This is a genomic window from Staphylococcus sp. NRL 16/872, assembly GCF_022815905.2.
In the GTDB taxonomy this organism is placed as follows: Bacteria; Bacillota; Bacilli; order Staphylococcales; family Staphylococcaceae; genus Staphylococcus.
Genome location: NZ_CP119327.1, coordinates 1,260,991 through 1,286,888, shown reverse-complemented (window position 1 = coordinate 1,286,888; position 25,898 = coordinate 1,260,991). Strand labels below are relative to the sequence as shown.

The window sequence follows — 25,898 nt, the reverse complement described above, 5'->3', positions numbered from 1 at the left end:
TTATTAATTTAGTAAATATCGAGCAACTTTCTCAGCTGAAAAATCAATTTGCTGATGCTCTATTCCCGATTGAGCTAACAATTTAAGTGCATACTCATGATTATGATAATCTTGGGCATAATAGATTCTAGTAATACCAGCTTGAATAATTGATTTAGTACAGTTTAGGCAAGGGAAATGAGTAACGTAAATAGTTGCACCTTCAGTAGATACACCTTGTTTGGCACATTGAAGTAACGCATTCATTTCAGCATGAATGGTTCTAATACAATGACCATCTTCGATTAAACACCCTTCATCGATACAATGAACTTCGCCTGCAACTGACCCATTATATCCACCTGCAATGATTCTATTATCTTTTACAATAGTAGCTCCCACTGAAAGACGTTGACAAGTTGAACGTAATGCTAGTAGATGGCTTTGCGCCATAAAGTATTCATCCCATTTGATTCTTTCCATAATTTTCAGCTCCATTAAAATGTATATTAATTAATATTATAATTTAAGTTATTTTGTTAGCCAATACTTACTTTATTGTCAAACTGTAAAGTAATCTTTTATTTTCTCAAAAGTTTTTCCTCCTATTCCTTTAATTTCCTTTAAATTATCAACACTATTAAACTGACCATTTTTTTGTTTATATTCTAATATTTCTTTAACTTTTGTCGGTCCTATACCTGGAACATTTAAAAGGTCACTTTCAGTAGCAGTATTCAAATTCACTTTGCTTTGTGAAGAAGATTTCCCATTTGTATAGGCACTAGTGATTTGGCTTGGAGAACTTTTATTTGTATCATTTTTAGATGGAACATTAATCATTTTTTGATCAGTTAGCTTTTCAGATAAATTAATTTGAGTTACATCAGCCTCTTTCAAAAGTTTAGCCTTTTTTAACACATCATTAACTCTATCTGAGCTTTTCATTTCATAAACATCGGGTTTCTCGACAGCTCCTTTGACATCAACTAAAACGGTTTTGTTTTCTGACTCCTTTTTATCTGAACTATCACTTGCAGAATTTTCATTTTTAGTTTGGTTGTTACTTCCATGTTTATACATTTCACTATTATTAGTTGACGATTTTGCTAAATTATTATTCAATGTTGTTTCTGCATTATCCTCTCCTTTAAAAAAAATTAAGAAAATCCCAACTAAGATAACACTAATTGCAATTATAATTTGAACTTTCCATTTTAAAATGAAGTTGATTATGTCAGTCATATTATTAAACAAAAAACTCATCTCCTTATATGTATAAACGTATAAGGAAACGAGTTTACTTTAAAAATTATTTATGAACGACGAAAAATAGTCTTTCACCATTTTCATCATGATTATTAATATCAAAATCTACAAATGTTTCAATTTGAGAAAAGCCAGCTTGTTTTAATAAATTACGATAATGTTGCTCTTCAAAAGTTCTTTGATAGTGAGACTCATCAAATCTATGATAACTTCCATCAGTATTTTTTATGAAAAAGCTCATATCATGATAAACACTATAAGGCACTTCTCCAACAACAGCTTCCCATGCAAGGAAAGTATCATCAGTTTCGTCTATATAACATTGATTGTGGAATAAGGTATTCATTTTAAAAATAGTATGAACATCAAAAATGAAAACTCCAGTATCTGATAGATGGTTATATACACAATTAAATGTATCAAGTACTTCTTCGTCATCTGGTAAGTAATTCAGTGAATCACAAAATATTGTTATGACATTAAACGTTTTATTTAATGTAAAATCGGTCATATCTCCTTCTAACCAAGTTACTTGATTAGATTTATTAGCAGCAATGGATAGCATGTCACTACTTAAATCCATTCCCGTAACCGTTCCAATAGAAGTAAGCAACGATGTTAAACTTCCTGTACCACAGCCGATATCAAGTAAATCAGGTTTATCTGTAAAAGGCTGGGCATAATGTTTAACTATAGTAAACCACTTATCATATGGTTGATCTAAAGTTAATTGATCGTATACTGTACTCATTTCTACATACTGAGTCATATTAATAAACTGCCTGTTCGTATGTTTCTATTGGCGCGTCTTGATATAATTTCTCAATATTATAGTAATTACGTTCGTCCTTATGGAATATATGTACTACAACATCAGCTAAATCAATCAATACCCAACGAGCACTTTGATATCCTTCCATGCGCTTAACATCGATATCTTGCTCATGAGCAGCTTCTTTAACAGCTCTAGCGATTGATTGTACTTGTCTTTCGTTATTACCATGACAAACTACAAAGTAATCAGTCATATCACTAATACCTTGCATACTAAGAGAAACAATATCTTCCGCTTTTTTGTTTTCTGTCGCATTGACAGCAATATTTAATAATTCTTCTGAATTCATTTAATCATCCTTTATTCTTTGATCACTATAATTATAATAGTTTAAACATGAAATCGTTGCGCCGAATACTGTAATATCTTTACCAATTAAAAATAAAACTGTTCGCTTAGAAATTTCATAAATTGTTTTATCTAAGCTACCTTGATTGTATGCCATATCTCGGATTTCTTCAACTCCGGGGGTCTTTCTTCCAGGCTCAATGTAATCAGCAATAAAAACTAATTTTTCCGTTTTAGTCATTTCTTTACGACCAGTAGTATGGTTTTTAATAGCCAATAATACTTCTTCATCTTGAATATTATATTCAGATTTCATAATTGCTGCACACACTGGTCCATGTAAGATCTCGCTGCCATAACTTAATAATTCACTATCTAAATCATGTTGACGTACGATTTGATACATACTACTTAAATCATCATACTTGCAATAATCATGTAAGACGCCTGCTAATTCTGCTTTTTCTTTGTCACCATCATAAATTTCAGCAAGTTTAACTGCTGTTTCAGCGACTCTTAATGAATGTTTGAATCTTTTTTCAGGCAATTTATCTTTAACTAATTCAACAGCTTTTTTAATTTTCATAAAATCCTTCCTCTCTAATATAGTTATTAACCTTTCGAGGGACTAAGACATTTATTGTTTCTTTATTTTTTACGCGTTGTCTAATCATAGAAGAACTAATATCCATACGAGGAATAGTAATAGAAACCATATCCTCATCAACTGTCTGATGATCTACGCCACGATTAACAATAATAAAAGTAATTAACTGTTTTAATTCTTCAATTTTATACCATTTATCTAATTGCTCATATTGATCAGTGGCAATGATGAAATATAATTTAACATCAGGTTCAATATTAACTAGGTCTTTTAAAGTGTCATACGTATAACTTTGCCCTTTTCTTTGTAATTCAGCTTCACAAATTTCACCAAAGCCAAGTTCACTTATTACCATCTCAATCATTTTCATTCTATATTTCGCATCTAAATAATCTTCATGACTTTTTAGAGGCGCCATATAACTAGGTAAAAAATAAAATTTATCAGGCTTAATAATAGAATGCACTTCATTAGCTACTAACATATGTGCAGTATGAATTGGGTTAAATTGACCGCCATATAAAACGATTTTTTTTGCCATAACTTATGGTAAAGTGATTTCTTTATTTTCTTCAGATTCTCTGTAAATCACAATCATTGAACCAATTACTTGCACAACTTCACTATTAGTAGCTTCACTTAAAGCAGTTGCTAATTCATTCTTATCATCAAAGTTATTTTGTAATACGTGAATTTTAATAAGTTCTCTATTTTCAAGGGTATCATCGATTTGAGCAATCATATTTTCATTTATTCCTGCTTTACCAATTTGAAAAATAGGATCAATATTATGAGCTAAACTTCTTAAATATCTTTTTTGTTTTCCTGTAAGCATATTATTCTCCTTTTAAATTTTTTAGTACTGCATATTTCATTACTTGAATATTTGCTTGTTTTCCAGTCCAAATTTTAAAACTTTCTGCGCCTTGATAGACAAACATATCTAGACCATTATAAATTTGGTTTCCTTTAGCTTCAGCTTCTTCTAGGAAAGGCGTTTTATAAGGAATGTAAACAATATCGCTAACTAAGGTGTTAGGTGATAAATGTTTTAAGCTAATGACATGTTCTTTATTCTCATCCATACCAGCAGGCGTAGTATTAATAATAATATCGAATTCATCTAAATGAGTCTCAGCTTGTTCAAGTGAAATCGCATTAATATCTAATGTCCAAGATTCAAAACGACTCATAGTTCTATTTGCAACTGTTAATCTTGGGTGAACAAACTTGCTTAACTCGTTTGCAATGCCTTTACTAGCTCCTCCAGCACCTAAGATTAAAATATATGCATTTTCTAAATCTGGATAGACTTGTTTTAAACCAGTAACATATCCTAGACCATCAGTATTATATCCAATCCATTTACCATCAACTATTTTCACAGTATTAACTGCACCTACAGTTTCTGACTGTTCATCAATCTCATCTAAATAAGGAATGATACGTTCCTTATGTGGAATGGTAATATTGAAACCTGAAATGCCTTTTTCTTCCATAATTTCTCGGATTTGATCAAAACGTTCTACTGGAATATGCAATGCTTCATATGAATCGTTTATGTCTAATGAATGAAAATTAGCATTATGCATGATTGGAGATAATGAATGTGAGATTGGATCACCTATTACGGCATATTTCATTTAAATTACCACCTTACATTATAGAGTTACGTAATATTACATCAACATTCTTAGGAACTCTAACTATTACTTTTGCGCCTGCTTCAATAGTAATAAAGCCTAATCCAGATATCATCACATCTCTTTTTTCTTTACCTGTTTCTAATCGGACTGCTTTAATGTTACTCATATCAAAATTCTTAGCATCTTTTGGAGGTGTTAACACATTACCAATTTGATTACGCCATAAATCATTTGCTTTTTCAGTTTTAGTACGATGAATATTTAAATCGTTTGAGAAATAGCAAACTAATGGACGTTTACCTCCACTGACATAATCAATTCTTGCTAAACCGCCAAAGAACAGTGTTTGTCCTTCGTTTAGTTGGAAAACGCGTTGTTTAATTTCATTTTTAGGTACAACTATTTTTAATTCTTTTTCAGTTACATAATGCGTCATTTGATGTGCTTGTATAATACCCGGTGTATCATACATAAATGTACGTTCATCAAGTGGAATATCTATCATATCTAATGTAGTGCCTGGAAATCTTGAAGTAGTAACAACATCTTTTTCTCCAACACTTTGTTCAATCAATTTATTAATAAGCGTAGATTTCCCTACATTTGTTGTCCCAACGATATAGACATCACTGTTATCACGGTGATGATCAATGGCAGCTAATAAATCATCAATTCCCCAACCTTTGTGGGCAGAGATTAATACAACTTCTTCAGCCTCTAAGCCGTATTTTCTTGCTATTCTTTTTAGCCATTCTTTTACACGGCGTTTATTTATTTGTTTAGGTAATAAATCCAACTTATTAGCTGCTAAAATAATTTTTTTATTACCTACAATACGCTTAATAGCATTGATAAAAGAACCTTCGAAATCAAAGATATCTACCACGTTTACGATAATACCTTTGCGATCGGCTAATCCGTTTAATAAATTTAAAAAGTCATCGCTATCCATCCCGACATCTTGAATTTCATTATAGTTCTTAAGTCTAAAACAGCGCTGACAAATTACATCATCTCTAAATAAATTATGTTCTGGCACATAACCAGGCGCATTTTTATCTTCAGATTGAAGAGGTGCCCCACAGCCTATACATTTTAAAGTTTCATCCAATCAATTTTCCTCCCATTTAATGTATCCTTTATTTTTAAAATAATTTAATAAACGTCGTTCGATAATTCTATTAAATTTAGTAATAAATCCATCTGTTCTTTTTACTGGAACAACCATAATAGTATACAACCCATTGCGATTACCACCAAAAACATCTGTAAGCATTTGGTCGCCAATAACAATCGCTTCTTTAGGTTGAATACGCATTTGTTTAATCGCTTTTTTAAATGCTTTACCCATAGGTTTACGTGCTTTAAAGATAAAGTCCACATTTAAGTCCTTAGAAAAACTTGCTACACGTTCTTCATTATTATTTGAAACTATAGTAATAGTAATACCTAAGTCATTGGCTTTTTTAAACCATTCTTTAATTTCAATTGTAGGAGATTTTACGTCCCATCCTACTAATGTATTATCTAAATCTGTAATAATGCCTTTGAATCCTGCTTTTGCTAATTTTTCGATATCAATTTCAAAAACAGATTTAACGTAATCATTCGGCATGAAATATTTTTTTATTAAACCCATAATCTTCACCTTTAATATTTTTTTATAGTTCAGATACTAACTTTTCAACAATTTTACTTGATGATTGAGCTGCCTTTCCTAAAAATTCTTCAAAAGACATTTCAGCCTCTCCATTTGCTAAATCTGAAACAGCACGTGTAACAATAAATGGTACTTTAAATTGGTAACAAGTTTGTGCGATTGCTGTAGCTTCCATCTCTACTGCCATTGCAGTTGGAAATTGGCGTTTAATAGCTAAACGTTGCTCAGCACTACCAATAAAACTATCGCCACTTACAATTGATCCCACTTTAGCATTTAAATCTTGATTAATAACGATTTGTTCAGTTAATTTTAATAGTTTTGAATCTGTATTAAATTTAGCTGGCATTTGAGGAATTTGGCCATATTCATAACCAAATGCAGTCGCGTCAGCATCGTGATAAATAACGTCATTACTTATTAAAATGTCGCCTACCGCTAAACTTTCATCTAAAGCACCAGCTGATCCTGTATTAATGATAATGTTAGGGTTAAACTTCTCAATTAATAAAGTTGTTGAAATAGCAGCGTTCACTTTACCTATACCACTTTGAGTTAGCACGACCTCTTTATTATTAAGTTTTCCTCTATAGAATTTTACATGAGCTGAAGTGATTTCACTCATTTCTACTAATTTATCTTTTAAAATAGCTACTTCTTCTTCCATAGCTCCAATAATTCCAATCATATTTACACCTCTATTTTCATCTTAGCATAAGCTATTTTATCACAATTTTATAGTCATCACGACCAAGATAAGTTAATTACGCAATAAATAATGGGTCTTTAATATTCAAAAAATAAAAAACTCTACACTGTTAAGAGTGTAGAGTTTTAATTACATTAACCTTTCCATAACGTGGCTAAATCTTGTAATGAGAATATTCCAGTGATAATCGTTACTATAACCGCAAGAATACCGAATAATAGCATCCATGTTGGATGTTTATAATCACCAACAACTGATTTTTTACGGCTTGCGATTAGGATAGCTCCTAATGTGATAGGTAAAATCCAACCATTAATAGCTCCTGCAATAATCAATAGGCTTACTGGTTTACCAATAAACAAGAAGATTAACGTTGATAAAACAATAAAAATAATAACGATAAGGTTATTTTTATTAACCATTGATTTATGTAATGTTTTAAGGAACGTTGCACTAGTATATGCAGAACCGATTACAGATGACATCGCTGCTGCAAAGATAACAACACCAAAGATGTTCTTACCGATAGGTCCAATTGCATGTTCAAATACTGATGCTGGTGGATTGTCTGCACTTAGTGTGACGCCAGTTACCACAACACCTAACACTGCTAAGAAAAGTAAAGTTCTCATAATACCAGTCGTTAAAATACCTGCCACAGCAGAGCGATTAACAAACGGTAAAAACTGTTGACCTTTCATACCTGAATCAAGCAATCTATGTGCTCCAGCGAATGTGATGTATCCACCTACTGTACCACCAACTAATGTAATAATTGGTAGAATCAATTTAATAGGATGTTCTGGTGCTACTGTACGAACCAATGCTTCTCCATATGGCGGGTTAGATACAACCATGACATATGCCACTACAAGTATCATAACAACACCTAGAATCATTGATACAACGTCCATAATTTTTTGACCACTTTTACTTACGAAAATTAAAATTGAGAAAATCGCTGTAATAGCAGCGCCCCATTTAATATCTAAGCCAAACATTGCATTTAAACCAAGGCCTGCACCGGCAATATTACCGATATTAAACGCTAGTCCCCCAAAAGCGATTAATAATGAAATTACTGTACCTAAGCCAGGTAACACTTTGTTTGAAACCTCTTGACCTCGTAAACCAGTTACTACAAGTACACGCCAAATATTTATTTGTGCGCCAATATCAATAATGATTGATATTAATATTGCAAAAGCAAAACTAGCATAAAATTCTGCAGTAAATACAGCAGTTTGTGTTAAGAAAGCTGGTCCAATTGCTGACGTAGCCATTAAAAAGACTGAACCATAGAGTAAACGTCTATGATTTTTCGTGAATTGGAAATCTTTCTCGTTAGTTTTTGGTTTTAAATTTTCTCCCATCTTGGAACCCCCTATAAGGATTGAATATCAATGCCTTCTTTCGTCAATTTTTTTCTGATTTGTGATACAAAATCCAATGCGTGGGCGCCATCACCATGCACGCAAATAGTATCAGCTTTTAAATCAATTTCTTTCCCATTTTTACTAATTACTTTATTTTCAGTAACCATTTTAATCACTTGATCTAAAGCTTCATCAGTATCTGTGATGACTGCATCAGCTTCTTTACGACTAACTAATTGACCATTATCTTCATAACGTCTATCTGCAAAGACCTCTGAAGCAGTTTTAAGACCAACTGACTCAGCTTCTGAAATTAATAAAGAATTAGATAACCCTACTAAAATTAATGATGAATCAAAGTCATATACAGCTTGCACAATGGCATGTGCAATGTCTTTATCTTTAGCGCCCATATTATATAATGCGCCATGAGGTTTAACATGATTAATACGCGTACCATGTGCTTTACAAAAGCCTTCTAAAGCACCTAGTTGATAAATCATTAAATTATAAACTTCTTGTGGCGCAATATCGATGTTTCTACGACCGAAACCTTTTAAATCTGGTAAACCAGGATGTGCGCCAATACTTACGTCATTGTCTTTAGCAATTTTTACAGTATCATTCATCACATTTTCATCACCTGCATGGAAACCACAGGCAACATTAGCAGATGTGATTAAAGGAATTATATCTTTATCCCCGCCAAATGAATAATTACCAAATGCTTCGCCTAAATCACAATTCAAATCAATTTTCATTAAAGCTCAACTCCTTTGATAATTTGATGTTTTTCAAGGAATTTAATATCTACTTCTCTCGCATCGCCATCAGCATATAATGGATAGCTTAATACTGCATATAAAAAGTCTGCTGTTGTTGAAAAGCCATCGATTACCATTTCATCAAGTGCTACTTTTAATTTTTTAATTGCATTTTCACGGTTAGTATCTTTCACAATGACTTTAGCTACTAAAGAATCATAATAAGGTGATACTTGATAACCAGGATATAATAATGAATCTACGCGAATATTAAATCCTTGTGGTAAATGTAATTTTTTAACTTTACCAGGTGTAGGTTGGAATTTCTTTTCAGGATTTTCAGCGTTAATACGTGCTTCAATGACATGTCCATTAAACACAATATCTTCTTGAGTAAATGGTAGTTCACCGTGTTGAAGTAAGTAAAGTTGTGCTTGTAATAAATCTCTATCAGCACGCATTTCAGTTACAGTATGTTCTACTTGGATACGCGCATTCATTTCTATGAAGTAATGGGCATCTTCTGTAACTAAGAATTCAATTGTACCTGCACTTCTATAATTAGAAGCTTTTGCTACTTTAACAGCATCTTCACAAATTTGTTTACGTCGCTCTTCTGATAAAGCTGCACAAGGTGATTCTTCGATTAATTTTTGGTTTTTACGTTGAACGGAACAATCACGTTCACCTAAGTGAACATAATTTTCTTTACCGTCACCAATGATTTGAACTTCCACGTGTTTTGCTACTGGGATGAATGCTTCAACGTATACACGATCATCATTAAAGTATTTTTGTCCTTCACTTTTAGCTTCTTTTAAAGATTTTTCTAATTGTTCAGGTTCTTTAACGATACGAATACCTTTACCGCCACCACCACTAGCAGCTTTTAATACAACTGGAAAACCAATCTCTTTAGCTAATTCTTTTACCTCTTCTATTGAATTAACTGCACCAGATGAACCAGGTATAACAGGAACGCCTGCAGAATCAACAGTTTGGCGAGCAGTGATTTTATCACCCATCATTTCCATTGTTGTTTTATTAGGACCAATGAAATAGATATCATTTTCTTCAACCTTTTCAGCAAAAGTTGTACTTTCAGATAAGAAACCATATCCCGGGTGAATCGCATTAGCACCAGTAATTTCAGCAGCGCCAATAATACGTTCAATATTTAAATAACTATCTAATGGGTTAGCTTCTCCAATACAAACAGCTTGGTCAGCAAGGCTAACGTGTAAGCTTTTTTCGTCCCCTTTAGCGTAGATCGCAACAGTTTCTATGCCCATTTCACGACACGCTCTAATGATGCGGACCGCAATTTCTCCTCTGTTTGCTACTAAACAACGATACATACACAAGTTCCCCCTTATTTGACTTTAACTAGTACTTGATCATATTCTACATTTGTTCCATGATCCACAACGATTTCAGCAACTTCTCCATCAACGTCACTCGTTACTTCATTCATTACTTTCATTGCTTCAATATAACCAATGACATCGCCTGATTTGATTTGGTCGCCTACTTTAATTTGAGGTTCAGTTAATTCTTTACTATCTTGTAAAAAGAATGTACCGACCATAGGAGATTTAATTTCTTGTGCACTCTCATTTGAACTTTCGTTTTGACTTTGAGGTAACGTTTCTTCATTTGAATAAGTACTTTGTGAAGCTTGGGTAGGAGTACTTACACTACCTTGACTTTGAACACCTTCTGTGAAGTCTAACTCTAATTCACTTTTATTATCTTTAAATTTAAAACGTTTAACTCCGTTTGATTTTACTAAATTAATGACCTCTTCTATCTTTTTAATATTCACTAATTATTCCTCCTCAATTATTTTTGCTAATTTATGTGATGTTGGTCGCATAGATTGAATATCGTATATAGGTTCTTTTTCAATACTATTAAGCAACTCGTTAAAGTTTTCATCAAAATTTTGTACATATTGGTTGGCTTCTTCAATTGATATCCATTTGAATTGTAGTTGATTACCAGGTTTCAACTGAGCTAATTTATTTAAATCATGTTGAGTTACTGTGGCAATTTTTGTATAGCCTCCAACCGTTTGTTTATCATTTAATAGGATAATTGGATTGCCATCATTTGGCACTTGGATACTACCTAAAGCTACAGGTTCAGATATGATATCAGCGCTTTCTTCTGGTGCAATATTATCACCATTCAAACGATATCCCATTCTATCGGATTGATCAGAAATGTTATATTCATTTTTAACCAGGAGATCTCTTTTATCTTCTGAAAATGCTTCAAATTGTGGTCCTTCTAAAATATGAATAATGTTATCTTCAGGTATAGCATTATAATCAAGCGTTTTACCTAGATTGCTTTTATAAGTGTCGTTAGACTTAACTTCAATAACATCATTCTTTTTTAAAGTTCTACCTTTATAACCACCAATTTGACTTCTTGTATGCGTTGAATAACTATCTGCAACTTCAATAATATCTAGTGGACGACCGAAGAATAAATAGCCACGAGCGCCCTCTATAGCAGAACCAATTTCAAGTTTATCACCTTTCGCAGCAAATAATACTGTATTATATGCCACATCTTGTTGATTCAACTTAGCATTAAAGTTGCCCCCAGTAATAACAAAAGTATTATCTTCTTTAAATTCAATCGTTGGACCTATCACTGTAAATTCAAGACATGGTCCCTCGTTATTAATTAAAGCTTGACCTACTTTAAAACTATTTTGATCCATTGCCCCAGCACCTGAAAATCCTAAATGTTGGTAACCATAACGGCCTAAATCTTGTACTGTAGTAAAGAGCCCTGGCTTAATAATTTTAATGCTCATGATTATTAGTCACCCACTTTTCTTTATTAAATTTATTGTTAGCAATTTCAGTTTCTATTTCTTCAAAAGTAGCTTCATCAATTGCATAAAATTTAATATAGTCGCCAGCTTCATAAAGCGTCATTGGATCAGAATATTGGTCAAAGACTTTTAAAGGTGTGCGACCAATGATTTGCCATCCTCCTGGAGAGTCTGAGGGGTATAAACCTGTTTGATTATTAGCAATACCCACTGAACCTGCATTAATCTTAACTCTTGGTTCAGAACGACGAGGTGTGTGTAAACGTTTATCCAAGCCACCTAAGAATGGGAATCCAGGCATAAATCCTAGCATATAGATTAAATACTCATTATCAGTATGGATATTAATTACTTCATCAACACTTAAATCATTATGTTTTGCAACTTCCTCCAAATCCGGGCCAACTTCTAAGTTATATAGTACTGGAATATGTATAACTTTCTTATTAGCATTCTCATCTGATGTAGAAAGTTCAATGTGGTTTAAGTCTAGTTGTGATATCAGCTGCTCATAATCTAACTGCTTATTATCAAAATTAATCATAATTGCTCGGTATGAAGGTACAACATCTCTAATAGCTGAAATATGTTTTGAAAGTATGTATTGTGTAGTTGTATCTACATCTTTATAATTTTTTTCACTAATTTCTTCTTTAAAATAAAGTAAAATTGATTGTTCATTTATAACTTTAATTTCCAATGTGATGCCTCCCCCCTATAAAAGCTATACACATATTGTAAAGCAAAATTTATAATTTTATCTAATTATCTATTAAATTAGCCATTATTTATTTTGAAAATGTGGTTAGCTTAGCTAGACAATAATTAATATTTATAAAAAATTATATCATTTGTATATCGTAGTTGTTTAATAAGTATTTCAAATTATGAATAATAAAAAAAGTAAGGACAAAATTGTAATCGCTTACTTTATTGTATTCATAGTGTTTATTCAGTTGTATTTACATAGTTATTTAAGCATATAAAATGGATTTTGTCATGAAAAATTTATAATTTTTAAAAATATTTAGTGATATTCGTAATATAAAATGTATATTTTAGAGTTTAAAATACTTATAAATAGTAAAATTGCACCTTATATTAAGCAATATTAAAGAAACACTTCAAATGAAAAATTTACATTTGAAGTGTCGCATAATCTATTTAATATTTACGATTTTAACTTTAATTTCGCCACCATTTGGAAGTGAAACTCGAACTTCATCATTTAAACTTTTACCGATTAAAGATTTAGCCATTGGAGATTCGTTTGAAATTTTACCTTTGAATGCATCAGCTTCTGCAGAACCAACAATTTGGTAACTTTCCTCTTCATCGCCAGGTAATTCTACAAAAGTAACAGTTTTACCAATTTGTACAACGTTGTTATCGCCAGTATCTTCAATAATTAAAGCATAGCGTAACATATGTTCAATACGTTGAATATCTTGTTCGATAAAGCCTTGTTCATCTTTAGCTGCATCATACTCTGAGTTCTCAGATAAGTCACCAAATGAACGTGCAACTTTAATTTTTTCAACTACTTCTGGACGTTTAACCGTTTTTAATTCTTCTAATTCTTGTTCTAATTGCTCATAACCTTCTTGAGTCATTGGATATTGTTTTTGATTTTCCATTATGTCATCTTCCTTTTCCCATACTAATATTTAACTTTTCAAAATAAATAAAATAAGTTAGTTGTAATATTGAGTTACTCGTAAGCTATTGCTTACTTACAAGTGTTTGGATTTTGGTTGTCATAATATCTATTGCGACCTTATTACTTCCACCTTCTGGAATAATAATATCTGCATAACGTTTAGTTGGTTCAATAAATTGATTATGCATAGGTCTGACAACATTTAAATATTGATTAATAACTGATTCCATTGAGCGTCCACGCTCTTTTGTATCTCGCACTAAACGGCGTAAGATTCTTAAGTCGGCATCAGTATCAACATATATTTTAACATCCATCATATCACGTAAAGTTTTATTTTCTAATGCAAATATTCCTTCTACGATAATAACATCTTTAGGCTCAAATGCAATTGTTTCATCACTTCTTGTGTGGTTAGTGTAGTCATAAGTAGGAACTTCCACGGCATGACCGTTGCGTAGGTCTTTTAAATTTTCTATTAATAAATCATTATCAAAAGCGAAAGGATGGTCGTAGTTCGTTTCTAAACGTTCTTCAAAAGTTAAATGTGATTGATCTTTATAATAATAATCCTGTGCTAATAAAGCTACGCTATGTCCTTCTAAATTCTTCATAATTTCATTAGTAACTGTAGTTTTGCCTGAGCCAGATCCGCCTGCAATTCCAATAATTGTTGTGTTCGACATTATCCGACTTCCTTTCTCATCATGTTGTTAGGATAAATAGGATGTTTCACTTTGATTTGAACTATTTGAAGTGGATGACGTGCAGCATCCAGGCGATTTCCTTCTTCATCATATATGTCATCGATAACTTGATTAAAACTTTCAATTTCAGGTCCGAAGAATTCAATTTCTTGACCAGGTTTAAAATGGTTACGCTGTTGGATAGTTGCCATTTGAGACTCAGCATCATAATCTAATACTAGCCCACAAAAATCATAAGGTGATTTTTTATTTTGCTGTAAACCAAACATTTGCTCTTCATATCCAGGTGTACCTTCAAAGAAAGCTGGCGCAGTATCTCTATTAGCACATTTATCTAATTCGATTAACCACTCAGGTTTAATTTTAAAATTCTCAGGATCTTCTGCATATGCATCGATAACCTTTCGATAAACTGAAACTACCGTAGCAATATAGTGAATTGATTTCATACGACCTTCGATTTTAAGTGAATCGATACCGATGTCCATCATTTGTGGAATTGATTCTACTAATTTTAAATCTTTAGGGCTCATGGCGAACGGTACAACCTCACCATCTTGATAATACAAATCTAATTCTCCATCTTCATCGACAGAAAGTAGATCATAATCCCAACGACAACTTTGACAGCAACCACCTCTATTAGAGTCTCGTGCCGTCATATGGTTACTAAGCGTACATCTACCTGAATAAGCGATACACATCGCACCATGAATAAATGCCTCAATTTCAATATCTACATTTTCTTTCATTTCTTTCATTTCCATAGCACCTGTTTCACGTGCTAATACTACGCGATCTAATCCTTCCTCTTTCCAATATTCTACTGCTTTATAATTAGAAAGAGATTGCTGTGTAGATAGATGAATTTCTAATCTTGGTGCTACGCGTTTACATGTTTCAATAATAAGTGGATCAGCCACTATGATTCCAGTTGCACCAGTTGCATCTAATTCCATTAAATAAGATTCTAAGCCGTCGATATTTTCATCATGTGCAATAATATTTGTAGTGACATAGATTTTTGCGCCATACTGATTAGCGAATTCTACGCCTTCTTTAATTTCTGATAAAGTAAAGTTATCCGCGTTAGATCTTAAACCATATTCTTGTCCACCTAGGAACACAGCGTCTGCGCCATAATGTACAGCAATTTTTAATTTTTCTAAATTACCAGCAGGCGCTAATAATTCAGGTTTTTTAACTTTAGCTTTACTTGTTGAATTAATTTCAGTTAATGTTTTCATATAAGCGCCTCCCTTTTAATAAACAGTTTGTTTGTATAAAAATCCTTCATCGATTGGACGATGTTCTGGTTGAATTTCTTCAATAGGATCTACTAACATAAATTTTTCATCTTCATATGCTTCAGGATCTTCATTATATAAATCTATAGCTTCTCTATATTGAGTCGTTACAGTGTTAATATATTCTTCACTTTGCAAGACGCCATCAATTTTAAATGAATCAATGTCAGCCTCAAAGAACGGCTCAAGTTCTTCTATTAAGCAAATATCATTAGGTGACATAATATGTGTACCATTATAATCTTCGAACACAGGATATTTATTATCACGTTCTTCATCATATAATAATAACTCAGTATCGTCTTTATCACGTTGAATCTTCATTTGTCTATCTTGGAATGTATAATAATTGCCAAGTAACATACGTTTAGATTGGAACATACAAGTCATGCCATGTACCTGAACTTCAATTTCTACATCAGCATTTTCTTTAATATTAATAATTTCATCTAAGTTTAATTCACGCGCTAATACTGCTCTTTGTGCGCCTCTTTTTCCCCAATAATTACATTGGAAGTAGTTTGTTACAATAGTTTCAGCGTCCCAATTTAGTGGAATTGGATTATTTTGTTGCTTAACGAACATCACTACAGCTGGATCACCAAATATAATTCGATCGACGTTGACTTCATGTAAAAAATTAATATAATCTTCAAGCGCATTTAAATGATAATTATGGAAAATGCCATTTACAGCAACATAAACTTTTTTCTCGTTATCATGTGCTAATTTAACAGCTTGTTTAATATCGTCACGATTAAATTCTCCTGCTAATCGTAACCCAAACTTTTCTTCTCCAATAACAAATGCATCAGCACCTAAATCAATTAATGTTTCCATATGAGCCAGTGATTTAGGAGTAACTAGTAATTCTGTCATATTTATTCTCCTTTAATAGATATGGCTAACCCATCATCCATATTTACAAAATTAGTTTGATAATTTTCTTGTGTCATTAACCAAGCATTAAATTTTTGCACTTTTTTGACCATTTGTTTAACATTTCTAGAGCGTACAACCTCTATATCCGCTACGAACCCGTGATAAAGTACATTATCTGTAATGACAAGACCACCTTTTTTAAGTAAAGGTGTATATAGTTCAAAGAATTTTTTGGATTGTGCTTTTGCCGCATCAATAAATATAATATCGTATTCTTGGTCATCCACATTGGTATATTGTTCTAATGCATTACCTTCAATAAGTCTAATTTGTTTATTGTAACCAAATTTTTCAAAATTTGATTTAGCTTGTTGAATCATATCTTCATCACGTTCAATTGTTGTTATGCTTATATCTTCTGAAATTGAAGCGAATTGCATTGAACTGTAGCCGATAGCCGTTCCTATCTCAAGTATATTTTTAGCTTGATGTATTCTTATTAATTGTTTGACTAGTTCAAGAGATAATCTATCAATAATAGGTACAGCATGTTCTTCAGCATAAGCTCTTAATTCTTCAATATGATTATTTGTTTTTTCATGTATTTCAAGTAAATACTGTTGATTTGCTTCCATTTTTTACTTCCTTTTAAAATACAAAATAACATTAAAAATAATCAGTCTATTTACTGGAAGTTTTACTTCTTAAAATAAGTTTTAACTCGAAAACTTATATATTTAATGACTGATTGAATGATTAATATATGCTTATAAGATTTAAACTTTATATATTTTACCATAGTTTCAAACTAAATTTAAGAACGAATTTGGAAAACGAGGCCTTTCTATCTGTTTTGAAACAATCATACTACAAAAATTTTCGAAATTATAACCCTACTGCGCAGATTGACAAATAAATATAGCGCAAAAAAACTCCTCCATAATCAATTCATAATATGGAGGAGACTAACATTTATTATTCAATTTTACATGAACAGAATAGCTATTAAATCTCTACTCTTCCATGTTTGTATTAACGACTTCTTCAATCATATCCCATTCTTCATCAGTTTCGATTGGTACTAATTTACCACCGTCGCCTGATTCATCAGGTTCATTAATCATTGGGATAAGTTCAATCATATCATCGTCATCTGATTGAGCGCCTTCTTCGGCTAAAATAACATATTCTTTTTTGAATTCTGGATGATAGAATTCTAACATCTTTCTGTATAAAACTTCATTACCATCTTCATCAAATAATGTTAATAGTTCTTCTTCATTACTAATATTTAACTCAGAGTTATGGTCGTGATTATGTTCAGTCATAATTTAATTCTCCTTTATTGGATAGAGTCTAAATAGCCTTGCAAGATAAATACAGCGGCCATTTTATCAATAACTTTCTTTCTTTTTTGTCTTGAAACATCTGCTTCAAGTAGAGAGCGTTCAGCGGCCATTGTGCTTAGGCGCTCATCCCACATAATTATTTCTATATCTGGTAATGCTTCTTGTAGCAACTCCTTGTATTGTAACGAAGCTTCGCCACGAAATCCAATAGAATTATTCATATTTTTTGGTAGACCAATTACTACTGAACCTACATTGTGTTCTTTAATAATTGTTACTAACTCATCAATACCAAATTCGTTATTTTCCTCATTAATTCTCAGAGTGTCTAATCCTTGGGCAGTCCATCCCATTAAATCGCTAATTGCAATGCCTACAGTTTTACTTCCTACATCTAAACCTAAAATCTTGTGTGCTAACATAAATTATTGCTTATGCTCTTTAAGATAGTTTGAAACAAGCTCTTCCATAATTACATCACGATCGATATGACGGATTTGATTACGGGCATCATTTTGACGTGGTATATATGCTGGATCTCCAGATAATAAATAACCAACAATTTGATTTACAGCATTATAGCCACGTTCTTCAAGTGTTCGATGTACGTTATTTAAGACTGATTCGACATTTTCTTTAGGGATTTCTTCATAGTTAAACTTCATTGTTTTATCAATATTTTCCATAGATGCGACACTCCTCTAATACGAATTATCTTACATAATAATTTTACACTAGTTGATTACAAAGTTATAGGTTTTTAATGTAATCTTTAATAAAGCGTAATGAGTTTGAGATATTTTCTGGTTCAGTACCGCCACCTTGAGCCATGTCAGGACGGCCGCCACCTTTACCACCAACAACAGGAGCCATATTTTTTATAATATCTCCAGCTTTAATTTGGTTGGTATATTCTTTAGGGACTGTTGCGATTAGTGAAACCTTACCGTTTACTTCACTTGCTAAAATGATGATAGCATCTTGTTGTTTTGATTTAAAGTCATCCATTGTTTGTCTAATTTCTTTAGGATTTGAAACTTCAACTTCAGTAGCAAGTACTTTGAAACCATTAATTGTTTCAATTTGATCCTCAATATTACCCATTTTAAGTGATGTGATTTCTTTATTGCGTTGTTCTAATTGTTTATGAAGTTCTTTTTGTTCATCTTGAATTTGGATTACTTTATCATAGACTTGATTATCTGATTTAACTTTTAATTGAGTTTTAATAGCATTGAATTTGTTTTGGACTTCTTCTAAATATAAGAATGCAGCTTTACCAGTTAAAGCTTCGATACGTCTTACACCTGCACCAGTACCTGATTCACTTACAATTTTAAATAAACCAATTTCAGCTGTATTATCTACGTGAATACCACCACATAACTCGATTGAGAATGGTGCCATATTTACTACACGCACGATATCGCCATATTTTTCACCGAATAATGCCATAGCGCCCATTTCTTTAGCTTCAGCTATTGGCATTTCTTGAATGTGAACAGAGATGCCTCTCCAGATTTCTTCATTTACACGTCTCTCTACGCGATCAATTTCTTCTTGTGTCATTGGACCGAAATGAGAGAAGTCAAATCTTAATCTTTCACTTTCAACTAAAGAACCAGCTTGGTTAACATGCTCGCCTAATACTTCTTTTAACGCAGCGTGTAACAAGTGTGTAGCACTGTGGTTCTTTTGAATATCTTTACGTTCATCGCGATTTACACTTGCATCTACTTCGCTGTTAACAGTAACTTGTCCAAATTGAACGACACCTTTATGCAAATTTTGGCCATTTGGTGCTTTAGTTACTTCTTGAACTTCGATTTCAAAGTTATCATTACTTACAGTACCTTTATCAGCTACTTGTCCACCACTAACAGCATAGAACGGTGTTTCTTTAAGAATAAAGTAAATTGTTTCGCCAGCCTCTACACTTTCAACTTTTTCACCGTTGAAAATTAGATCTGTTAATGTAGTTTGATAATCTGTAGTTTCATAACCTACAAATTTGCTATCAGTATTAATATTTTTTAATACGTCACTTTGTACTTGCATAGATTGAGAACTTTGACGTGCTTCTCTAGCACGAGTACGTTGTTGTTGCATTTCTTCTTCGAACGTCGCCATATCAACGCTAATGCCTTCTTGACTTGATAATTCTTCAGTTAATTCAATTGGGAAACCATAAGTGTCATAAAGTTTGAATGCATCAGAACCATTAATTTCATTTGTAGATGCTTTCGCTTTATCAATTAATTGATTTAAAATAGCTAAGCCTTCTTGTAAAGTCTCGTGGAAACGTTCTTCTTCTGATTTCACTACACGTTTAATGAATGTAGCTTTCTCCTTAACATTTGGATAATAAGGTTCCATAATGTCAGCCACGATATCTACTAGTTTATACATGAATGGTTCGTTAATTCCAAGAGTTTGGCTAAATCTTACTGCACGACGTAATAAACGACGTAACACATAGCCTCGTCCTTCGTTTGATGGTAATGCGCCATCAGAAATCGCAAATGCAATTGTTCTAATGTGATCAGCAATTACCTTAAATGCCACATCTTGTTCAGGTACTTCTAAATATTTTTTGCCTGAAACATTTTCAACTTCATGAATGATAGGCATAAATAAATCTGTTTCATAGTTAGTACGAACATTTTGTGAGATTGAAGCCATACGTTCTAATCCCATACCAGTATCAATATTTTTATTTGGTAGTGGAGTATACGTATTATCTTTATTATGGTTAAACTCACTGAATACTAGGTTCCATACTTCTAAATAGCGTTCGTTTTCTCCGCCTGGATACATTTCTTCAGCAGGATCATCTTGACCATATTCTTCACCACGATCATAGAAGATTTCAGTATTCGGACCTGAAGGACCTTCACCAATATCCCAGAAGTTACCTTCAATTCTAATAATGCGACTTTCTTCAAGACCAACTTCTTCATTCCATAAACGGTAAGCTTCTGTATCTTCTGGATGAATCGTTACATATAATTTTTCCGGTTCCATACCCATCCATTTGTCACTAGTTAAGAATTCCCATGCAAATTCAATTGCTTCTTTTTTAAAATAATCCCCAATAGAGAAGTTTCCTAACATTTCAAAAAATGTATGGTGTCTAGCAGTAAAACCAACATTTTCAATATCGTTAGTTCTAATTGCTTTTTGAGAGTTAACAATTCTAGGTTTTCTAGGTGTTTCACGACCATCGAAATATTTTTTTAGTGTTGCTACACCTGAGTTAATCCATAATAAAGAGTCATCATCAATTGGTACTAATGGCGCAGAAGGCTCAACCATATGCTCTTTTTCAACAAAGAAATCAATATACATTTGACGAATGTCACTTGCTTTTAAATTTTTCATTTATTCCACTCCTAAACATTCTTTATTTTTGAAAATTAAAGAAAAACAAAAAAACGCCCATCCTCAATCAAGGGACGAACGTTTTCGCGGTACCACCCTAGTTATAAACACAATGACTGTATCACAATACTATCTTTGTTTATCACTTAATTACATTATGAAACTACCATGAAGTAGCGTTCAACAATCAACCTTGCACTTTTCACCAGCCAGTGCATCTCTAAAAGTGTTTAAATTGCCTACTCATCTTCATGCGAATTTAAATTTATTTTAAGTATTTTTCAGTTAAATGTCAACGTTCGACAAAGTCATATGGCGAAACGTCACCCATATTAATCATTGGATTAATTTGATAAATCGTTGCTTCACTTAACACAATTCGGTCCTGAACATCATGTGCACTTTCTTCGGCTTCTTCATTTAAACCATAACCCTCAGTCTCACCATTCTTACCTTGCGTAGAGGTATCTTCAGAAGGCGTATCAACTTCAAAGTAAGCAAGAATCAGTTCGCGAAGTTGTGTTTGACGCGTTTGTCCTTGTGTATTTAAGCCAATTTCAAATGCTTTTGGATCACCTAATAAAACGAGTGATTGCTTAGCTCGAGTAAGCCCAGTATATAGTATTGGACGTTGTAACATTCTAAAATATTGTTTAACTATCGGCATGATGACAATCGGAAATTCTGAGCCCTGTGATTTATGAATCGATGTACAATAAGCATGCGTTAATTCTAATAAATCTTGACGAGTGAACGTGATTTCATTGCCTTCAAAATCCACGACAAGTACATCTTTATTGAGCGCATTTTCCTTTGCCCAGAAAATGCCGACAATTACGCCAATATCGCCATTAAAAATATTATCATTAGGTCTATTTACTAATTGGAGTACTTTATCTCCTTTTCGGAAGTTAATATCTCCAAATTCAATTTCTCTAACATCATCTTTTTTAGGATTTAAAATGTCTTGCAATACCTGGTTAAGTCGTTTGATTCCAGCGCTCCCTTTGTACATCGGTGCTAACACTTGAATGTCGCTCATATCATAACCTTTTTTCACTGCACTTGAAACGACCTTTTCAACTACATCGGGGATTTGATCAACGTTACAGTTAATAAAACTTCTATCATGATAACGTTTTGTAATATCGATTGGTTCACCATGTTTCATACGATGTGCCAAATCAATAATACTTGAACCATCTTGCTGACGATACACTTCAGTAAGATTAACGCGTGGTAAAGCATTAGAGTCTATTAAATCTTTAAATATTTGACCAGGACCTACTGAAGGTAATTGGTCTTCATCACCTACTAGAATAATTTGTGCATCTAAAGGCACGGCACTTAGAAATTGATGGAATAACCACGTATCTACCATAGACATCTCATCTATAATTATTAATTTGGCATTGATTTCATTATCTAAAATATCTTCAGGTTGCGTATCTTGATTCCAACCTATCAAACGATGAATCGTCATCGCTTCTAGTCCCGTTGACTCTTGAAGACGCTTAGACGCACGTCCAGTAGGCGCAGCTAAGACAATCGGATAATCATCTTCTTCATAATCAGAATAATTTAATGATAGGCCATGAATTTCAGCGTATAATTCGACGATTCCTTTAATAACTGTCGTTTTACCCGTACCTGGCCCGCCTGTTAAGAGCATAATTTTGGAATTGATAGCGGTTTGCAACGCTTCTTTTTGCGAAGGCGCATAACTCACATTATTACTGTCTTCAATCTCACCAATGTGTAATTGTAAATCAGACTGTTCTATTTCTTTAAGTTTATTTTTATACGTTTTTATACGATATAAGTTTTGCACACTTTTTAATTCGGAATAGTAAAGACTTGGTATAGCTACACGGTCATTTTCAAATACAAGTTTACTTTCTTCCGCCAGAATTTGTAGTACTTCTTCTAATTGATTGCCCTCTACTACTTCTTCATTACGCGGGTCACTTAACATCTCTTGTGTAACTTCTATCACAAATTGATAAGATAAGTATGTATGCCCTTGTTTAATACATTCTTCCTCTAGCGTATATAGAAGTCCTGCTTTCAATCTTTCTGGATCATTAAATTCTATTCCATTATTGCGCGCTAATGTATCAGCTTTTTGGAATCCAATACCTTTCACATCGTAAACAAGTTGGTAGGGATTTTTCTCTAGTACATTTAATGTTTCTGATTGGTAAAATTGATAAATCGCCATTGATAACTTAGGCCCAAATCCTAAGTCATGTAAACGAATCATCACTTTTTCTGATTCTTGATTTGCGCTAATTTGTTCAGCTATTTGCTGTTGTTTCTTTTTAGGTAAACTCGGCACTTTTTCCAAAACAGTAGCATCATTCAAAATATCATTAATTGCATTTTCACCTAAAGTATTTACAATATTTTGAGCCGTTTTTTTCCCTATTCCTTTGAAAAGGTCACTTGATAAGTAACTCACAATCGCATCTTTAGTTTGCGGCAACTCTTTTTCAAATGTTTCAGCCTTTAACTGTTTACCGTAACGAGGATGTTCAACCACTTGTCCTTTAAAAATATAAACATCGCCTTCAGCAATATTTGGAAAGAACCCTACAACTGTGGGCAAGTTATCAAATGATTCATTCGTTTCAATGGTATCGATTTTAAGAACAGTATAAAAATTATCTTGGTTCTGAAATAAAATAGCATCTACTGTCCCCTTAATCATTGAATAGTCAAATAGTGTAGGGTCTGACATATTATTCCTCCTGCGCTTTTAAAGATTGAAATGTTTGTTTCGCATGTTGACTTAACAAATGTTTAGGGTCGATTTCAATTGCTTTATCAAAATAAGCAATCGCCTCGTCTACATTTTCTGTTTCCATGTATGTGGCAAGGCCTAAATTATATAATGCATCAACATGTTTAGAATCAATAGTGAGTACTTTATTTAACTGTTTAATAGCTTCTTTAAACAGTTCTAAATGACATAAGACTAATCCATATTGGAATTGAACTTCCGCATCATTGTTTTCATCCAGTTCAGCTGCTGTCATTAAGAACGGCATAGCTTCTCTGTGGGAATCTAATTGATTAAATGCCATACCAATCATATAGTTTGTATCCACTTTAGCCATATCATGTTTTAAAGCAAGTTGATATAGTTTGATAGCCTCTTGATAACGATCTTGATTATAATATAAGTTAGCTAAATTATAATAAACTGCACCATTCTTGTCATCAATTGTAATAGCTTTTTGGAAAAAGCGTTCCGCTTTTTCAACTCCGCCAGCGTCTGCTAAAACAATACCAGCATTGATATAATTTTCAACTACGTTTGGCTCTTCTTCAATATTATTAAACAACGCTTGTAAAGCTTGTTCTAACTGTCCTTTTTTTATCCATTCATAAATTGTTTCTTGATTTACCATTACAAATCTCCTCAATTATATGTATTATTTACGAAATTAATTTTCAAAAAAGAAAAGAACTGGGACGTTATTATTCCCAGCCCTACATCAATATATTTAAATTAAACCACGTAACTTAATTGGCCAGTTGTTTTGTATACATCATCAATTGTAGCGCCACCAAGACAAACTTCTCCGTCATAAAATACAACTGCTTGTCCAGGAGTAATCGCACGTACAGGTTCATCAAAAGTAACGCGAATTGAATTATCGTTTTCTTTTTGTACAAATACTTTAGTATCTTTTTGACGATATCTAAATTTAGCTGTACATTCAAATCCTTCTTCTAAGTCGACAGGATTTACAAATGAGAAGTCAGAAGCGATAAGGTAATCGCTATATAATGCATCATGATGAAAACCTTGTTCAACGTATAGCACGTTATCTTGTAAGTTTTTACCAACTACAAACCAAGGATCTCCGTCCCCACCAATACCTAAACCATGACGTTGACCAATCGTATAATACATTAATCCATTGTGCATACCCATTTTCTTACCATCTAATGTTCTCATTTCTCCTGATTGAGCTGGAAGATATTGTGATAAGAATGATTTAAAATTACGTTCGCCAATAAAGCAAATACCAGTAGAATCTTTTTTCTTAGCAGTAGCTAAATCTTGTTCTTCTGCGATTCTACGTACTTCTTTTTTCTCAATATCACCAATTGGGAACATGACTTTAGATAATTGTTGTTGAGATAATTGGTTTAAGAAATAAGTTTGGTCTTTATTGTTATCTACGCCTCTTAACATTTCTACGTGTCCATCTTCATGACGACGAATACGAGCATAATGTCCTGTTGCCACATAGTCTGCACCTAGTTTAAGTGCATGTTCTAAGAATGCTTTAAATTTAATTTCTTTATTACACATTACATCTGGATTAGGTGTGCGTCCTTTTTTATATTCATCTAAAAAGTAAGTAAATACTTTATCCCAATATTCTTGTTCAAAATTAACTGCATAATAAGGTATGCCAATTTGGTTACATACCGCAATCACGTCATTATAATCTTCTGTTGCTGTACATACACCATTTTCATCCGTGTCGTCCCAGTTTTTCATGAAAATACCAATGACATCATAACCTTGTTCTTTTAATACATACGCAGTAACTGAACTATCAACGCCACCAGACATACCAACTACAACGCGTATATCTTTGTTTGACAAT

General features: G+C 32.7%; 29 protein-coding genes and 1 other annotated feature. All 29 genes read right to left on the bottom strand.

Annotation, left to right across the window (positions count from 1 at the left end):
- Positions 1–3: 3 nt before the first annotated feature.
- The gene (locus MT340_RS06470) at positions 4–462 is read right to left on the bottom strand and encodes a ComE operon protein 2 (protein WP_243603689.1); all 459 of its coding nucleotides are present in this window, start codon (positions 460–462) and stop codon (positions 4–6) included.
- A gap of 78 nt (positions 463–540) precedes the next feature.
- A complete protein-coding gene (locus tag MT340_RS06465) occupies positions 541–1,236 on the bottom strand; it encodes a helix-hairpin-helix domain-containing protein (RefSeq protein ID WP_481906645.1) in 696 nt (231 codons plus the stop codon).
- A 55-nt stretch (positions 1,237–1,291) separates the two neighbouring features.
- Positions 1,292–2,017: a class I SAM-dependent DNA methyltransferase gene (locus tag MT340_RS06460; protein WP_243589245.1), complete on the bottom strand. Its 726-nt coding sequence runs from the start codon at positions 2,015–2,017 to the stop codon at positions 1,292–1,294.
- A 1-nt stretch (position 2,018) separates the two neighbouring features.
- Entirely contained in the window at positions 2,019–2,372 is a 354-nt protein-coding gene (rsfS, locus tag MT340_RS06455; protein WP_103298677.1) for a ribosome silencing factor, read from the bottom strand.
- Positions 2,373–2,957 (bottom strand): bis(5'-nucleosyl)-tetraphosphatase (symmetrical) YqeK, encoded by a 585-nt coding sequence (gene yqeK / locus MT340_RS06450; RefSeq protein WP_243589244.1) that lies wholly within the window; start codon positions 2,955–2,957, stop codon positions 2,373–2,375.
- On the bottom strand, positions 2,947–3,519 hold the full coding sequence (locus MT340_RS06445; RefSeq protein WP_243589243.1) for a nicotinate-nucleotide adenylyltransferase: 573 nt from the start codon (positions 3,517–3,519) through the stop codon (positions 2,947–2,949). Before MT340_RS06445 ends, yqeK begins: the two co-directional genes overlap by 11 nt.
- Before the next feature lie 3 nt (positions 3,520–3,522).
- Positions 3,523–3,813 (bottom strand): ribosome assembly RNA-binding protein YhbY, encoded by a 291-nt coding sequence (gene yhbY / locus MT340_RS06440; RefSeq protein WP_103298674.1) that lies wholly within the window; start codon positions 3,811–3,813, stop codon positions 3,523–3,525.
- Position 3,814: 1 nt separating this feature from the next.
- Positions 3,815–4,621, bottom strand: coding sequence for a shikimate dehydrogenase (aroE, locus tag MT340_RS06435; RefSeq protein WP_243589242.1), 807 nt, complete (start codon positions 4,619–4,621; stop codon positions 3,815–3,817).
- 13 nt (positions 4,622–4,634) lie between these two features.
- Complete coding sequence (yqeH, locus tag MT340_RS06430) at positions 4,635–5,735, bottom strand: ribosome biogenesis GTPase YqeH (RefSeq protein ID WP_243589241.1); 1,101 nt, start codon at positions 5,733–5,735, stop codon at positions 4,635–4,637.
- Positions 5,736–6,263, bottom strand: a complete 528-nt coding sequence (locus tag MT340_RS06425; protein WP_243603688.1) for a YqeG family HAD IIIA-type phosphatase — start codon at positions 6,261–6,263, stop codon at positions 5,736–5,738.
- 22 nt (positions 6,264–6,285) lie between these two features.
- Positions 6,286–6,972, bottom strand: a complete 687-nt coding sequence (gene mtnN, locus MT340_RS06420) for a 5'-methylthioadenosine/S-adenosylhomocysteine nucleosidase (protein ID WP_243589240.1) — start codon at positions 6,970–6,972, stop codon at positions 6,286–6,288.
- A 155-nt stretch (positions 6,973–7,127) separates the two neighbouring features.
- Positions 7,128–8,366 carry an NRAMP family divalent metal transporter gene (locus MT340_RS06415; RefSeq protein WP_243603687.1) on the bottom strand — a complete coding sequence of 413 codons (1,239 nt, stop codon included), beginning with the start codon at positions 8,364–8,366 and terminating at the stop codon, positions 7,128–7,130.
- 11 nt (positions 8,367–8,377) lie between these two features.
- A complete protein-coding gene (pxpA, locus tag MT340_RS06410) occupies positions 8,378–9,130 on the bottom strand; it encodes a 5-oxoprolinase subunit PxpA (RefSeq protein ID WP_243589238.1) in 753 nt (250 codons plus the stop codon).
- Entirely contained in the window at positions 9,130–10,491 is a 1,362-nt protein-coding gene (locus MT340_RS06405) for an acetyl-CoA carboxylase biotin carboxylase subunit (protein ID WP_243589237.1), read from the bottom strand. Before MT340_RS06405 ends, pxpA begins: the two co-directional genes overlap by 1 nt.
- Positions 10,492–10,505: 14 nt before the next feature.
- Positions 10,506–10,958, bottom strand: coding sequence for an acetyl-CoA carboxylase biotin carboxyl carrier protein (locus MT340_RS06400; protein ID WP_243589236.1), 453 nt, complete (start codon positions 10,956–10,958; stop codon positions 10,506–10,508).
- A gap of 3 nt (positions 10,959–10,961) precedes the next feature.
- Positions 10,962–11,963 carry a 5-oxoprolinase subunit C family protein gene (locus MT340_RS06395; RefSeq protein WP_243589235.1) on the bottom strand — a complete coding sequence of 334 codons (1,002 nt, stop codon included), beginning with the start codon at positions 11,961–11,963 and terminating at the stop codon, positions 10,962–10,964.
- Positions 11,953–12,684, bottom strand: a complete 732-nt coding sequence (gene pxpB, locus MT340_RS06390) for a 5-oxoprolinase subunit PxpB (protein WP_243589234.1) — start codon at positions 12,682–12,684, stop codon at positions 11,953–11,955. Before pxpB ends, MT340_RS06395 begins: the two co-directional genes overlap by 11 nt.
- A 460-nt stretch (positions 12,685–13,144) precedes the next feature.
- Complete coding sequence (gene greA, locus MT340_RS06385) at positions 13,145–13,621, bottom strand: transcription elongation factor GreA (protein ID WP_243589233.1); 477 nt, start codon at positions 13,619–13,621, stop codon at positions 13,145–13,147.
- 85 nt (positions 13,622–13,706) lie between these two features.
- A complete protein-coding gene (gene udk / locus MT340_RS06380) occupies positions 13,707–14,330 on the bottom strand; it encodes a uridine kinase (RefSeq protein ID WP_243589232.1) in 624 nt (207 codons plus the stop codon).
- The gene (locus MT340_RS06375; RefSeq protein ID WP_243589231.1) at positions 14,330–15,598 is read right to left on the bottom strand and encodes a peptidase U32 family protein; all 1,269 of its coding nucleotides are present in this window, start codon (positions 15,596–15,598) and stop codon (positions 14,330–14,332) included. The genes udk and MT340_RS06375 overlap by 1 nt, the downstream gene beginning before the upstream one ends.
- A gap of 15 nt (positions 15,599–15,613) precedes the next feature.
- Entirely contained in the window at positions 15,614–16,537 is a 924-nt protein-coding gene (locus tag MT340_RS06370) for a peptidase U32 family protein (protein WP_243589230.1), read from the bottom strand.
- Positions 16,538–16,539: 2 nt separating this feature from the next.
- Positions 16,540–17,175: an O-methyltransferase gene (locus MT340_RS06365; protein WP_243603686.1), complete on the bottom strand. Its 636-nt coding sequence runs from the start codon at positions 17,173–17,175 to the stop codon at positions 16,540–16,542.
- Positions 17,176–17,553: 378 nt separating this feature from the next.
- Positions 17,554–17,868 carry a DUF1292 domain-containing protein gene (locus MT340_RS06360; protein WP_103298274.1) on the bottom strand — a complete coding sequence of 105 codons (315 nt, stop codon included), beginning with the start codon at positions 17,866–17,868 and terminating at the stop codon, positions 17,554–17,556.
- Between the two features lie 14 nt (positions 17,869–17,882).
- Positions 17,883–18,311: a Holliday junction resolvase RuvX gene (gene ruvX, locus MT340_RS06355; protein ID WP_243589228.1), complete on the bottom strand. Its 429-nt coding sequence runs from the start codon at positions 18,309–18,311 to the stop codon at positions 17,883–17,885.
- A gap of 3 nt (positions 18,312–18,314) precedes the next feature.
- Complete coding sequence (locus tag MT340_RS06350) at positions 18,315–18,575, bottom strand: IreB family regulatory phosphoprotein (protein ID WP_103328434.1); 261 nt, start codon at positions 18,573–18,575, stop codon at positions 18,315–18,317.
- A gap of 64 nt (positions 18,576–18,639) precedes the next feature.
- Complete coding sequence (gene alaS, locus MT340_RS06345) at positions 18,640–21,270, bottom strand: alanine--tRNA ligase (protein ID WP_243603685.1); 2,631 nt, start codon at positions 21,268–21,270, stop codon at positions 18,640–18,642.
- A 67-nt stretch (positions 21,271–21,337) separates the two neighbouring features.
- Positions 21,338–21,535 (bottom strand) — a binding site (T-box leader).
- A 27-nt stretch (positions 21,536–21,562) separates the two neighbouring features.
- Entirely contained in the window at positions 21,563–24,010 is a 2,448-nt protein-coding gene (gene recD2 / locus MT340_RS06340) for an SF1B family DNA helicase RecD2 (protein ID WP_243603684.1), read from the bottom strand.
- Position 24,011: 1 nt separating this feature from the next.
- The gene (locus MT340_RS06335) at positions 24,012–24,683 is read right to left on the bottom strand and encodes a tetratricopeptide repeat protein (RefSeq protein WP_243589225.1); all 672 of its coding nucleotides are present in this window, start codon (positions 24,681–24,683) and stop codon (positions 24,012–24,014) included.
- 101 nt (positions 24,684–24,784) lie between these two features.
- Complete coding sequence (gene mnmA / locus MT340_RS06330; RefSeq protein WP_243589224.1) at positions 24,785–25,897, bottom strand: tRNA 2-thiouridine(34) synthase MnmA; 1,113 nt, start codon at positions 25,895–25,897, stop codon at positions 24,785–24,787.
- Position 25,898 lies beyond the last annotated feature (1 nt).

What these genes read in the sequence shown, in the direction of transcription:
- MT340_RS06470 (WP_243603689.1), bottom strand. Translation starts at nt 462, where the DNA reads ATGGAAAGAATCAAATGGGATGAATACTTTATGGCGCAAAGCCATCTA.
- MT340_RS06460 (WP_243589245.1), bottom strand. Translation starts at nt 2,017, where the DNA reads ATGACTCAGTATGTAGAAATGAGTACAGTATACGATCAATTAACTTTA.
- rsfS (WP_103298677.1), bottom strand. Translation starts at nt 2,372, where the DNA reads ATGAATTCAGAAGAATTATTAAATATTGCTGTCAATGCGACAGAAAAC.
- yqeK (WP_243589244.1), bottom strand. Translation starts at nt 2,957, where the DNA reads ATGAAAATTAAAAAAGCTGTTGAATTAGTTAAAGATAAATTGCCTGAA.
- MT340_RS06445 (WP_243589243.1), bottom strand. Translation starts at nt 3,519, where the DNA reads ATGGCAAAAAAAATCGTTTTATATGGCGGTCAATTTAACCCAATTCAT.
- yhbY (WP_103298674.1), bottom strand. Translation starts at nt 3,813, where the DNA reads ATGCTTACAGGAAAACAAAAAAGATATTTAAGAAGTTTAGCTCATAAT.
- aroE (WP_243589242.1), bottom strand. Translation starts at nt 4,621, where the DNA reads ATGAAATATGCCGTAATAGGTGATCCAATCTCACATTCATTATCTCCA.
- MT340_RS06425 (WP_243603688.1), bottom strand. Translation starts at nt 6,263, where the DNA reads ATGGGTTTAATAAAAAAATATTTCATGCCGAATGATTACGTTAAATCT.
- mtnN (WP_243589240.1), bottom strand. Translation starts at nt 6,972, where the DNA reads ATGATTGGAATTATTGGAGCTATGGAAGAAGAAGTAGCTATTTTAAAA.
- MT340_RS06415 (WP_243603687.1), bottom strand. Translation starts at nt 8,366, where the DNA reads ATGGGAGAAAATTTAAAACCAAAAACTAACGAGAAAGATTTCCAATTC.
- pxpA (WP_243589238.1), bottom strand. Translation starts at nt 9,130, where the DNA reads ATGAAAATTGATTTGAATTGTGATTTAGGCGAAGCATTTGGTAATTAT.
- MT340_RS06405 (WP_243589237.1), bottom strand. Translation starts at nt 10,491, where the DNA reads ATGTATCGTTGTTTAGTAGCAAACAGAGGAGAAATTGCGGTCCGCATC.
- MT340_RS06395 (WP_243589235.1), bottom strand. Translation starts at nt 11,963, where the DNA reads ATGAGCATTAAAATTATTAAGCCAGGGCTCTTTACTACAGTACAAGAT.
- greA (WP_243589233.1), bottom strand. Translation starts at nt 13,621, where the DNA reads ATGGAAAATCAAAAACAATATCCAATGACTCAAGAAGGTTATGAGCAA.
- udk (WP_243589232.1), bottom strand. Translation starts at nt 14,330, where the DNA reads ATGTCGAACACAACAATTATTGGAATTGCAGGCGGATCTGGCTCAGGC.
- MT340_RS06375 (WP_243589231.1), bottom strand. Translation starts at nt 15,598, where the DNA reads ATGAAAACATTAACTGAAATTAATTCAACAAGTAAAGCTAAAGTTAAA.
- MT340_RS06370 (WP_243589230.1), bottom strand. Translation starts at nt 16,537, where the DNA reads ATGACAGAATTACTAGTTACTCCTAAATCACTGGCTCATATGGAAACA.
- MT340_RS06365 (WP_243603686.1), bottom strand. Translation starts at nt 17,175, where the DNA reads ATGGAAGCAAATCAACAGTATTTACTTGAAATACATGAAAAAACAAAT.
- MT340_RS06360 (WP_103298274.1), bottom strand. Translation starts at nt 17,868, where the DNA reads ATGACTGAACATAATCACGACCATAACTCTGAGTTAAATATTAGTAAT.
- ruvX (WP_243589228.1), bottom strand. Translation starts at nt 18,311, where the DNA reads ATGTTAGCACACAAGATTTTAGGTTTAGATGTAGGAAGTAAAACTGTA.
- MT340_RS06350 (WP_103328434.1), bottom strand. Translation starts at nt 18,575, where the DNA reads ATGGAAAATATTGATAAAACAATGAAGTTTAACTATGAAGAAATCCCT.
- alaS (WP_243603685.1), bottom strand. Translation starts at nt 21,270, where the DNA reads ATGAAAAATTTAAAAGCAAGTGACATTCGTCAAATGTATATTGATTTC.
- recD2 (WP_243603684.1), bottom strand. Translation starts at nt 24,010, where the DNA reads ATGTCAGACCCTACACTATTTGACTATTCAATGATTAAGGGGACAGTA.
- MT340_RS06335 (WP_243589225.1), bottom strand. Translation starts at nt 24,683, where the DNA reads ATGGTAAATCAAGAAACAATTTATGAATGGATAAAAAAAGGACAGTTA.